The organism is Algoriphagus lutimaris, from assembly GCF_017051705.1.
GTDB classification, from domain to species: domain Bacteria; phylum Bacteroidota; class Bacteroidia; order Cytophagales; family Cyclobacteriaceae; genus Algoriphagus; species Algoriphagus lutimaris.
Window position 1 is genome coordinate 397803 of record NZ_JAFIDJ010000001.1, and the last position, 12898, is coordinate 410700.

At 36.6% G+C, this 12898-nt stretch carries 9 protein-coding genes; all 9 read left to right on the forward strand.

What is annotated here, in order from left to right; translation table 11 throughout:
• Window positions 1-2 precede the first annotated feature (2 nt).
• The 9 genes from JYB62_RS01610 to JYB62_RS01650 all read left to right on the forward strand — a co-directional run bounded on the left by JYB62_RS01610 (window position 3) and on the right by JYB62_RS01650 (window position 12896).
• Window positions 3-1730, forward strand: coding sequence for a capsule assembly Wzi family protein (locus tag JYB62_RS01610; RefSeq protein ID WP_205643702.1), 1728 nt, complete (start codon window positions 3-5; stop codon window positions 1728-1730).
• Window positions 1731-2042: 312 nt separating this feature from the next.
• Window positions 2043-3341, forward strand: a complete 1299-nt coding sequence (locus JYB62_RS01615; protein WP_205643703.1) for a nucleotide sugar dehydrogenase — start codon at window positions 2043-2045, stop codon at window positions 3339-3341.
• 112 nt (window positions 3342-3453) lie between these two features.
• Entirely contained in the window at window positions 3454-4278 is an 825-nt protein-coding gene (locus JYB62_RS01620; protein WP_234982142.1) for a polysaccharide biosynthesis/export family protein, read from the forward strand.
• A 13-nt stretch (window positions 4279-4291) separates the two neighbouring features.
• On the forward strand, window positions 4292-6661 hold the full coding sequence (locus JYB62_RS01625; RefSeq protein ID WP_205643704.1) for a GumC family protein: 2370 nt from the start codon (window positions 4292-4294) through the stop codon (window positions 6659-6661).
• A 16-nt stretch (window positions 6662-6677) separates the two neighbouring features.
• Entirely contained in the window at window positions 6678-8474 is a 1797-nt protein-coding gene (locus JYB62_RS01630; RefSeq protein ID WP_205643705.1) for an ABC transporter ATP-binding protein, read from the forward strand.
• A gap of 20 nt (window positions 8475-8494) precedes the next feature.
• Window positions 8495-9607, forward strand: coding sequence for a DegT/DnrJ/EryC1/StrS family aminotransferase (locus tag JYB62_RS01635; RefSeq protein WP_205643706.1), 1113 nt, complete (start codon window positions 8495-8497; stop codon window positions 9605-9607).
• Entirely contained in the window at window positions 9588-10490 is a 903-nt protein-coding gene (locus JYB62_RS01640) for a glycosyltransferase family 2 protein (RefSeq protein ID WP_205643707.1), read from the forward strand. Before JYB62_RS01635 ends, JYB62_RS01640 begins: the two co-directional genes overlap by 20 nt.
• 392 nt (window positions 10491-10882) lie before the next feature.
• Window positions 10883-11677 (forward strand): glycosyltransferase, encoded by a 795-nt coding sequence (locus JYB62_RS01645; RefSeq protein ID WP_205643708.1) that lies wholly within the window; start codon window positions 10883-10885, stop codon window positions 11675-11677.
• 7 nt (window positions 11678-11684) lie between these two features.
• Complete coding sequence (locus JYB62_RS01650; RefSeq protein ID WP_205643709.1) at window positions 11685-12896, forward strand: glycosyltransferase family protein; 1212 nt, start codon at window positions 11685-11687, stop codon at window positions 12894-12896.
• Window positions 12897-12898 lie beyond the last annotated feature (2 nt).

Consider the following 12898-nt stretch of genomic DNA (forward strand, 5'->3'; position numbering starts at 1 on the left):
TCATGTTAAAGAAGGCTGAAAATGGTGTAAATCGACCCAACTTTCAATTTGGGGTTCTACTCTTGCTTACGATTTTTTCTTTTTATTTTGACACTCAAGCTCAGATTCTAAATACGGATTTCCCAGTATTGGAACAATACCTAAGGAGGGAGCAGTTATTAGGAGAATTTCCCCTTCACCATTCTTTTACTCTCAGGCCAATTCGTTTTGATGGAAGGGATTCTACAGCAGGGACCAATGCAGTTTCTAAGATTCTCACAAGGGCTTCGAAAATTGAAACCCCCCAAAAGCGGATCAATTTATTACCTCTTATTTCTACAACGGAAATTAATACAAAAAGGCCCTATGGTTGGGGAAATAAAGGTTTGATACCTAATGTAGGATTTCAAACATATTTCAGCGCTGGAATTTATGCTCGATTTAAGTTTTTGGAAATTCAGCTTCAACCAGAACTTTCATTTTCTCAAAATAGACCATTTGATGGATTTGAAGCACAGTTCTCCGGTTTTGAAAATTATTCCAGATATTTTTATTGGAATAATGGAGATAATCCAGAACGATTTGGGAATGAGTCGATAAGTAGATTTTGGTGGGGCCAGTCAAGTGTAAATATTTTAATGGGGCCGATGGCTCTTGGTATTTCAACCCAAAATATTTGGTGGGGACCAGGACAATTTAATTCTTTGATTTTTTCGGATAATTCGGAGGGATTCCCTCATTTGTCTTTATCCACCCGAAGACCTCTCAAGTCAATTGTAGGGAATTTTGAATTGCAGCTGATTTTGGGCAGGCTTGAAGATTCAGGGTTATTTCCTTCTCAAAATGAGGTGTTAAATAGGAGGTATTTCCGGAGATTTGATGGAGATTGGCGCTACTTGAATGGTTTGAAATTAAATTATAATCCTTCTTTTTTAAAGCATTTGTTTGTAGGATTCAGTAGGACTTTTCATCAATACAGTAAGTACATGGGAAGTTCTTTTAATGACTATTTCCCGGTTTTTGAAGTTTTTCAAAAGAAAACTTTGTTTCAAAATGGTAATTCGATAGCCTATGACGGAAGAGGTCAGGATCAACAAGTCGCCTTGTCCATGAGGTATGTGGTACCCAAGGCGAATTTTGAAATCTATGCAGAATATGGGAGGAGGGACCATGCCTACAATTGGAGAGATTTTATTTTAAATCCTGATCACGCAAGGGCATATTTATTTGGATTTCAAAAACTCTTTCCTATTCATGAAAGAAATTCATTTCTTCAAGTGAGAGGGGAAATGACTCAACAGCAAGAATCTGTCAATAGGTATGTGAGATATCCTGGACTGATTGGAAATCAAACTTGGAATACCCATGGTTTGGCTCGGGCTTTCGGTAATTATGGGGAAAATTTAGGGGTAGGGATAGGAGTAGGTTCAAACGTTCAAACTCTCGAGATAACAGAGGTGAAGGGAATGATGAAAAGAGGAATCTTATTAGAGCGTTTAGAGAATAATCAAGATTACTTTTTTAGAGCATTTGGTTTAAATACAGAGAAAAAACCATGGGTAGATTTAAGCTTTGGTTTGCTTTGGGATCAGCGATTTGATAGACTTATTCTCAGCGGCAAAGCTCAATTTATCAAAGCCAATAATTATCAGTGGCAGTCCCAAGGAATAAGTACGAATGATTATCCCAACGGTAGAAAAGTCTTTTCTTTTTATGGGAATCTGAATATTATTTATCAGTTAAAGAAGTAAGTAGTTAATGGATTTTAATTTTTCCAAAACCTATTACATTTGCATTCATGCTCAAATGAGTAACTTTGGTACTCGTTTTAATAGCTATCTTTAAATCAATTCTTTTTGGTCTATTTCCAATGAAGCAAAAACATCCTTTATGGGGAGTTTCTACTATTCATTGAGAATTTATTTAAAGAAAAAAAGTAAGTCAAATAGTGCTGGGTTCATGGGACCGAAAGGGCGAAGCTGAGCCCACTGAATATGTGTTTCTGCTAGTTATAGCAGGAATTTAGAAATTGAAATAACACAACGTAAAACATAGTATTTTTAATGTCGACACCTATCAAAGAAGTTAAAATTGCCGTTATAGGCTTAGGGTATGTTGGTCTTCCTTTGGCAGTAGAGTTTGCCAAAAAATATCCAACTGTCGGTTTTGATATTGATACCAAGAGGGTTTCAGAACTTATAGCTGGTGTGGACCATACACTGGAAGTAGAAGATGAGCTGCTTCAATCAGTATTAACTGATTCTTTAAATGGTGATAAAGGTTTATTACCAAGTTTTGATTCTGAGGTTTTGGCTGATTGTAATATTTATATTGTTACTGTTCCTACACCAACAGACAAGCACAATCGACCTGTACTAATCCCTATGCTCAAAGCTTCCGAAAATATTGGAAAGTATTTAAAGAAGGGAGATATCGTTATCTATGAATCGACGGTATATCCTGGGGTGACTGAAGATGAATGTGTGCCTGTTTTAGAGCAAGTTTCCGGCTTGAAATTCAATCAGGATTTCTTCGCTGGGTATTCTCCAGAAAGAATTAATCCTGGTGATAAAGAGCATACTGTTGCAAAAATATTGAAAGTCACTTCTGGAAGTACTCCAGAAATAGCGGAGTATGTGGACCAATTGTATAAAACTGTCATTGTAGCAGGTACCCACAAGGCCTCATCTATCAAAGTAGCTGAAGCGGCAAAAGTGATTGAAAACTCGCAGCGAGATATCAATATTGCATTTGTCAATGAACTCTCCAAAATCTTTAATCTGATGGGAATTGATACCAATGAGGTGTTAGAAGCTGCAGGGACAAAATGGAATTTCCTCAAGTTTAAACCTGGATTAGTGGGGGGGCATTGTATTGGAGTAGACCCTTTTTATCTTGCTCAAAAAGCACAGGAATTGGGATACCACCCTGAAATTATCCTTGCAGGAAGAAGGTTAAATGACTCAATGGGTAAGCATGTCGCTACTGAGGTAATAAAACTGATGATGAGAAAAGACCTGAAGGTCATTGATTCTAAGGTGCTTATATTAGGGTTTACTTTTAAAGAAGATTGTCCTGACGTTAGAAATACTCGAGTGATTGATATTTATAAGGAGTTAAAATCCTTTGACATGGAAGTGGATGTTTACGATCCATGGGCCAACCCTGCTGAGGTTGAACATGAATATGGAGTTCAGATTATTTCTGGTAAGCAAGCTCCGGAATTTGCTCAATATTCTGCTGTAATTTTAGCTGTTTCTCATAAGGAATTTAAGCAACTACAAATCAAGAAATCTGATACTCAAGTGGTATTTGATGTGAAGGGATTTTTGGATAAATCTGACGTGGATGCCAGATTATAATTTTGCAGAAATACTTGCCTAAATAAATAAAAGTTTAAAATTCTGATTAATTCTTATTTTTGATCCCGTATTCAAATTCTGAAGAGATCCTTTTTCTACATTTAACTAATTCATGAATAAAATTTTAAGAAACCTGTTCTTTTTTGGGGTAATCGCATTAGGCTTTTACTCGTGTGTTCCCAATAAGAAAATGATTTATATGCAGCAGTTAGAGGAAAGTCAGGGGCCTTTGATTGAATCAAGTGAAAAATATTCCTATGAAACAGAGGAATATCTGTTACAGATTAACGATAATGTAGAAATCACAATTAAAACTACTGATGAGGACTTGAACCTGATTTTTGGAGCTATCAGTAATGAAAATCAGACATCTGCCCAAATGGGAGGAAGCCAAGGAGCAGGAGATGCTTTTTTCTTAAATGGGTATACAATTGACGAAAGGGGGATGGTTGAAATTCCTTTAATTGGTGAAGTTAAATTGCTTGGACTTGATACAAAGCAAGCAAAAGAGTTGATCGAGAATGAGGTTTTGAAATATGTAAAGGCGAATGAGTTTTTTGTCAGAGTGAGGTTAGGAGGTATTCGCTTTAGTGCTTTGGGAGAATTTACTAGATCTGGGAAATACACTATTTTACAAAATAGAGTAACCATTTTTGAGGCAATTGCCTTCGCCGGAGATCTAAACAGGGTTGCCAAAAGAGATCAAGTGCTCTTGGTGAGACAATATCCTGATGGTTCACAGATTCATAAAATTAATTTATTGGATAGGGACTTACTTGGCTCAGAATTTTACTTTTTAAAGCCCAATGATTTAATCTATGCTGAACCAATGAAAGTTAGAGAGTTGGGAGCAGGTACAAACTTAGTAGAAACCTTGACCTTGCTGACGACGACGATCACAGCAGTAGCTTTGGTTCTTACTTTAATTAAAAATTAACATTTCCAAGAATATGAGTTTCGATCAAGAGGAAAGCGATTTTTTCCAAGAGGATGACAGCAGTTTTGATTTAAAAACGCTGTTTCCTAAAATTTTAAAAATTTGGCCCATAATCTTAGGGACTGTAGTCTTCTTTCTCGGAGCCGCGTATTATTATACCAGTACTACCGTTCCTACTTATTTGGTGTCAAGTAAGTTTTTTATCAAGGAACAGGAAAGTGCTTTATCCTTATTTGAAAACCCAGCTTTAGGTAATCAGCAAGGAATTGGAATCACCAATGAGATCATTATTCTAAAATCCAGACCGATTGCGGAAGCAACTTTGATCCAATTGGATTTTGATGTTGAATACTACGAAAAAGGCCGATTCATCAAAAGAGAGGTATTTAGAAAAACTCCTATTGTGGTGGAGGTGGATTGGGGATTTCCTCAACTGATCAATGGATTGGTAGAAGTAAAATGGGAGAATGCTAATGAATACTCCTTGACTTTTAATGATGAAAATTATTCCCAATATTTTCCCGATGGAAGTTTTGGGGTAGGAGTTCCGAATCAAGAGGGTACCTATAAATTCAATGAATGGATAGAAACTCCACAATTCAAAGTTAAAATCAATAATACCTCCAATCAGGATGCTGGAGAGGCCTATTACATTGTAAGAGATAATAACTATTTGATCAACAAATATTCCGGCGGGCTCATTGTTGATTTGGAGGAAAAGAACTCTACCATCCTAAACTTGAGTATGGCCGTTCCTAATGTGGATAAAGGACAAACCTACCTCAATGCATTGATGGAAACCTATCTTGAACTGGAGCTTCAGGAAAAGAATGAGATCGCCAACAGAACCATCAACTTCATTGATAAGCAGGTGGCAGGAGTGGCAGATTCATTGACTCAATTTGAAAATAAGCTACAGGCCTTCAGGTCCAGTAACAAGATATATAACCTCAACAATGAAAGTAGTACAGTATATGGCAGATTGACAGAAATTGAGTCTGAATTAGCCAATGCCAATCTCAAGAGTAGGTACTATCAAAGTTTGAAAGACTATTTGGTGAGGGAAAATTACAATGAAATCGTAGTTCCTTCCGGTTTGGGTATTGAAGACCCTTATTTGAATGGACTGATTGAAAACCTCTTGTCTGTCCAAGTGGAGCGTTCCAGATTAATGGCAACTCAGACAGACCTTTCACCTGCGGTAAGGGAGGCCAATAAAAAGCTCGATGATTTGAATAAATCCATTCGGGAGATTTTGGACAACGTGGATCTGAACAATAAGATGACGATCCAGGATTTGGAACAAAGAAAGAATGAAATTGAATCTTCTTTTAGGAATTTGCCTCAAGCAGAGCAGAACTTGATTGCCCTTCAAAGACAGGCCGATCTTTCTGAAAGTATCTATAATTTCTTGAGTGAGAAAAGAGCAGAGTCTGCGATTACCAAGGCTTCCAATCGACCCAATAACAAGATCATTGAATTTGCAAAAGTAATTGGAGGCCCTATTACCCCAAAACCACAGCGGAATTACCTTTTTGCGTTCTTCTGTGGTCTGATGCTTCCGATCCTTTTCGTTTTTGGAAGGGAGTTGTTTAGAGTACGAATCGAAGATATTTCTTATTTAGAGAAGCGGCTTAAAATTCCGGTGATTGCCACTATTCTAAAAAATAAGGAAGAAAACAACCTGGTTGTTTTTAATAATGGTAAATCAGGTATCGCTGAATCCTTTAGATCTTTGAGAGCAAACATCCGCTATCTGATGCAAAAAGATAAGCAGGTGACCCTTATGCTTACCTCTACTATTTCAAGTGAAGGAAAAACCTTCTGTGCCATGAACTTGGCTTCGGTCTATTCCTTGACAGGAAAGAAAACCATCTTGGTAGGTTGTGACATGAGGAAGCCAAAGATCTTTGATGATTTTGGATTGAAAAATGATGTAGGACTTTCCACGGTTCTAAGTAATCAGGTAGATGACTGGAAAGAAGCAGTTCAAAACTCCAAGTTTGACAATTTGGATATCATGGTTTCAGGACCTATACCACCGAATCCAGCAGAATTATTATCTGGGGATCAATTTGAAAGTTTGGTGAACGACCTCAAAAAAGTGTATGATGTCATCATTCTGGATACTCCACCAATTGGTTTGGTGAGTGAAACCATAGAATTATTGAATTTTGTTGATTTGACCTTGTTTGTCTTTAGACAGGATTATAGCCAGCGAAACTTTATAGATGCTCTTAATGGCTTGAAAACCAGTAAGGGAATCAAGAATATCTATGCATTATTTAATGGAGTAGAAGGAAAAGGAGTTACCTATGGCTATGGCTATAGCTATGGCTATGGATACGGATATTATAGTGATGATAAACAAATCAAGAAGTAATCTGAAACAATTCTAAGTGAAATTGATTTCAAAATACTTCCGGCACTTCCTCTTCTTTTATTCCTATTTAGGAAATAGGATTATCCTGTTAATAGGTTTAAGCTTAGTAGGCGGGTTTTTGGATGGATTTGGCCTGGCTTTATTTATTCCTTTGATCCAGGTTGCTGGCAAAGATCAAATAGATAAAGCAGAGGCAGCCGAATCTTTAGGTTCCTTAAGTTTCTTATTGGACTTCATTACATGGACCGGTTTGGAGCTGACGGCGGTAGTCATCCTTGTTTTTTTACTTTCCATATTTGTTGCCAAAGGACTTTTTAAATACATGGAAAGCCATTACAAAGTGATGGTGCAGATGTTCTTTGTAAAGAAGATCCGTTACCAAATGGTGGATAGTCTTGGCGATATGGAGTACCGAAACTTTTTAGGATTGGATGCCGGTAGGGTTCAAAATACCCTTTCAGGAGAAATATATAAGATTGTATCTGCTTATGTGTCTTATTTCAATACCCTTCAATCCTTTGTTTTATTACTAGTATATGTTGTTTTGGCATTACTTGCCAATTTTCAATTCGCATTGGTAGTCAGTGTAGGTGGGTATTTATCCAATCTGATCTTCAAAGTAATTTTTAAATACACCGAATCAGCTTCTCTCAATAACAGCCAGCTCAGTCATAAATATCAATCTTCCCTGATTCAGGCGGTTCACAATTTCAAATACCTCAAGGCTACCAATTACTTTCAGAGGTATAAAATTAAGCTCAAGGACTATGTGGATAAAATTGAGTATGAACAAAAGAAGATAGGCATCTTTAATGCGATTCTATTGGCAGCTAGAGAACCATTGGTAATCGCAATTGTAGTGGGAGCAATTCTGGTGGAAATAAAGCTCCTGAACGGAAACATTGCTGCCATCTTTTTGAGTCTGATGTTTTTCTATCGGGCTTTGAATTTCATTATGTTGGTACAAACGCACTGGCAGGCATTTACGGCCAATCTCGGGGGATTGCATGTGGGCTTGGAATTGTTGAAAGACTTAGAAACGGGGAAAGAACAAGACATTTCCAAAAAACAGGTGGAAAATATCAAATCCCTTTCCTTACAAAAGGTGGGCTTTTATTACCATCCTGAAAAAATGGTTCTTCATCAGATTGATCTGACCATTGAGAATAATAGGTCCTATGCCTTGGTTGGGAAAAGTGGGAGTGGAAAAACTACTTTAACCAATCTATTGGTGGGATTGGTACATCCGACTGCTGGGAAATTCCTCCTAAACGGGGAACCCTTGCGATCTTTTAACCTGGCAAGTTATCGCTCCAAAATCGGATATATCACCCAGGAAGCAGTGATTTTCAATGATACTGTTTTTAACAATGTGACCTTTTGGTCAGATAAGACAGAAGAAAACTACAAGAAGTTCGAACATGCCTTGAATCTTGCGAATCTCAGTGAGTTGGTAGATTCTCTTCCTTTGAAAGAAGAAACCATTTTGGGTGACAGTGGGGCTTTGATCAGTGGAGGACAGAAACAGAGGATTTCTATTGCCAGAGAATTATTTAAAGAAGCTCAGCTCTTGATTTTCGACGAGGCTACCTCAGCCTTGGACAGTGAAACGGAGAAGATGATCCAACAGAATATTGACTCTTTAAAAGGTAGCTGCAACATTGTTTTGATTGCCCACCGATTGAGTACCGTAAAGAATGCAGATGAGATCCTTTTGATGAAAGATGGAGAAGTGGAATGCAGAGGCACCTTTAGTCAATTACTGAATGAAAGTGAAACCTTTAAATCAATGGTGGAACTCCAAGAGTTTTAATTAAACCCTTAAAGATATCTATGGTAAAATTCCTAGACCTTCTAAAAATAAACCTTGCTCACGAAGCAGAAATACAAGAAGCTTTAAATCAGGTTTTATTAAATGGCTGGTACATCAGAGGTAAATTTCATGATGAATTTGAACAGAAGTTTGCGGGATACTGTGGGACTTCAAGATGTGTTGGAGTAGCCAATGGTTTGGATGCATTGATTTTGATTTTCAAAGGCTTTAAGGAATTAAGTCTTCTCAAAGACGGAGATGAAGTAATTGTGCAGGCCAATACCTATATCGCTTCCATCATTTCAATTACCGCTTCAGGCTTGGTTCCAGTTTTTGTGGAGCCGGATGAGGAAACCTACAACTTGAGCGTCGAAAATGTAAAAAAAGCCATTACCAGTAAAACCAAAGCAATCTTGGCAGTTCATCTTTATGGTCAATTGACCCCGATGAAGGAGCTGAAAGAACTGGCTGAGGAGAAGGGCCTATTATTAGTGGAAGATTGTGCCCAGTCCCATGGAGCGATGGATGAGAGAGGTCTTAAAGCCGGTAATCTTTCTGATGCAGCCGCTTTTTCATTTTATCCTGGTAAAAATATGGGAGCCTTGGGAGATGCCGGAGCAGTCACTACTTCCAATGAATCCTTGGCTGATATGGTCAAAACCATGGGGAATTATGGCAGCCAAAAGAAATATTTCAACGAGGTGCAAGGAGTGAATTCCAGATTGGATGAAATTCAGGCAGCAGTCTTACTTGTTAAACTGAAATACATCGATCAAGAAAATTCCGTCAGGAGAAGAATTGCCAAGAGATACCTCACTGAAATAAAAAACCCCCATTTGATTCTACCAACATCCCAACCGGATAGCTTGGATCATGTGTTTCATGTGTTCGTCATCAGAACCAAAAACAGAAAAGAATTAATCGAATTCACCGATGCTCAAGGAATCCAAACCTTGATCCATTATCCGATTCCTTTTCACAAACAAGGGGCTTACCAGGAATATTCTTCACTCCAACTTCCCATTACAGAACGGATCCATGAGGAGATTTTAAGTATTCCAATTAGCCCGGTGATGGAAGAAGCAGAAGTAGATGAGGTAATCAGAGTGTTAAATGAATATCAACCTGGATAATCAAGTGAAACACACTCCTTTGGTCAGTATCATCGCCATTGCTTATAACCATGAGGAGTTTTTGGAAGAAGCGCTGGACAGTATCATTGCCCAAACCTATCCGGAGATTGAAATTGTCCTAGTGGATGCATGCTCCAAAGACCAAAGTGTTTCCAAAATCAACGCATGGATCGCTAGAAACCCAGATGTAAAAGTCAAAACCATCTTCCAGTCCTCTACCAAGAAGATTACCGAAAATGCCAATGACGCATTGGAATTGGTTGAAGGTGAATATTACCAGGTTTTAAGTTGTGATGATGTGTTGCTTCCTCATAAAATCAAGGATCAGGTAAACCTATTTCAGCAATCTGACAATCAGCTAGGAGTGGTGTATTGTGACGCTGAGAAAATCGATAGAGAAAGTAAATCCATGCATTTACCTACATTTTTTCAGGAAAGAAATTGGACTTCAGCTTCCCAATTGCCTTCTGGAATGATCTTCCCTATACTTTTGATGGATTATTTCATCTGTGCCCCTACGGTATTGGTCAAGAAAGAGTTGGCTTTGAAAGTGGGAGGGTATAATCCAGAATCCATGATGGAAGACCTGGACCTGTTCTTGAAAATGGCACAGAATTATTCTTTCAAAGGAATCCTGCAAGTAGGAGTGAAATACCGCATTTTAGAAACTTCCTTATTGAGATCCACAGATCCATTTCATAGGCAGGCTACAAGATTGAAGATTTACTCAGATTATTTAGGGCAAAAAGGGGAATGGGATAGATTTATTTTATATCAATTTCTTTTGGCACATAAGACAAAATCTTCAGTTTTAAGAGTTTTGTTCTCAATTCAGCAAGCCATTCAAAAATTCTTAAAATCTCGATTCAAGGATAACTACTGATTTCTGAAATGATTTTTAAAAAAAGGGTCTTGTTTATTGTGCCTGGAATTGCTGGTCCAGGAGGACAAGAACTTGAAAATATTGGATTTGCCAGTTTTTTAAATTCTGACCCAAGATTTGAAATTGAAATTTTGAATTTTTTTTGCCTTTTGGAATCTACTGAATTTAATAACCTTCCAAAAGTTGTCTGGAATTTCCAATTATTGAAAAATGTTTTTTTAAGTAAACAGTTCCTTAAAATTTATATTAAATCTGGTTTTAAGCTTAACCAAAGTTTATCCAATTGTTTTAGGAATTTTCCTCACCTTTTTGACTCTTGGTTGAGTGCAATTCTTAATGATTTTGATTTGTGTTTCGCAGGTGTGAGTCCAACAAAATTGTTGCCTCATATTTTGAATTTATGTGTAAAATCAAATGTCCTTTTTGCTTATCATGAATCTTCTATCTGCCATCCCAAGAACCATTTATTTTACAAACAATTAGAGATTTATGGCTTCTTCTTGATTTCTGCAAAAGAGAAAGAAAACTATATTTTGGAGAACTATCCGGATGCCAGGTACTTCCTTATGAAGCAATGGATCTATTTGGGACAAAGTGATTTTCTTTCCATTTCCCCATCCAAAAATAATGTGATAAGATTTGGATCAATTGGAAGGTTAGACTTAGGCAAAAATTTCATTTTAATTATGGAAGCACTCAAAATACTCAATGATAGAAAAATAAAAGTGGAGTTTGTTTTGTATGGTGACGGGCCTGAATTAGAAAATCTTAAAAAATCCGCTGTTGACTGGGGATTAAATGAAATAGTATCTTTTAAGGGAGCTATTCCATTTGAGGATAGATATTTATGTTTTGAGGATATGGACGTTTTTATTATGACGTCTAATTTTGAGGGTGGACCTTTGGTGATTCTTGAAGCGATGGCTTCAGGGAAGCCAATAATTTCAACCATAGTAGGAGATGTACCCAATCGAGTATTCGAGGATATAAATGGATATAGCTTACCTCCCTTTTGTTCAGCTTCGGATGTGGCGAATGAAATGGAAAAATATATTTTTGATTACGAAAAAGTGGAAAAACACGGTAGAAATAGCAGAGAGGTTTTTTTGAAGGAATTCGAAAAAAGTAAATCGGAGGAACTATTCAAAACCTGCATAATGAATATTTTAGACTCAAAAAAGGTATAAAAACTCCGTGAAAATATTAGTAATAGCTGAAGATTTAAGGATTTCTGGAACGAGTGAAGGTCAAGTTAGTAGGTCATTTATTTATAGATTGGTTTCTCATCCCAATGTAGAGAAAGTCGATCTTTTATACTTACAAAAAGAAAGTGGTGACCATGATATTGAAATGTTGGAAGTAAATCAATTTTGGCAACATGAAATATTGTTTTCTAAAAATCCAGTTTTAAAGTTCATTGAAAAAGTTGGGCACAAATTATTGGGTAGATCATTAGAGGATGAAATAAAACTATCCAAAATCCATAAAATATTATCAAAGGTAAAATTCGATGAATATGATTTCATTGCAGTTAGAAGTACTGGGCATTCTTTTCTTTCCCTAAGGTCCATTAAAGATTTTAAATATTTAAAGGAGAAAGTAGTACTGTTTTTTCACGATCCTTATCCTGTTTTCTGGGATCCTGGATATTCTGGCCCTTTGAATAGAAGATCGCTTTTTGAATTTAAAGAAATGAAATCTTTGATAGATATAGGATTTAAATGTGTGACTCCTTCCAATTTGCTCAGTAGGGATCTTAGATTTTTATATAGAAGTAAGAAGAATTTTTTTACTCTTCCGCATCAATTTGCTCCTGAAGTATTTGTTAGTTCCAATGCGTCAGGACTTAAGAAAGTCTCTGAAAAAGTTACCATCATGTATCATGGAGCCATTCAACTTGGAAGGAAAATTGATCCATTTATTGATACTTGTAAAAATTTAATTTCCGAAAACCCTTCATTTGAACAGGAAGTTGAATTGATCTTTAGAATAAAAGGTAATGATACAGAAAGACTGAAAAATAAATATAAGGATATGGGGAATTTGAAAATTCTCCCGACAGTTAATTCAGCAATAGCATTATGGGAATCAAAAGAAATTGCTGATATCAACTTGATAATTGAACCTTCTGGGAACTATAGTAATATTTTAGTTGGGAAAGCTCCTTTGTTGGATTACGTCAATCGAAGAATCTTGGTTTTGGGTCCAGAAGAAAGTGAATTGAGAAATTTACTGATAGACAAATCTTCTTTTGCTTTGGCTGATTCTTATTCAGAAATTAAAATGGCAATCTTAATAGCGATTAAAAAAATCAAAAATGAGAAATCTAATAATCCAGTTTTTGGAGATTATTTCTCAAAAGAAAATTTCAATAAGATTGCGGACACTATTTTTGCTTCTAAATAATA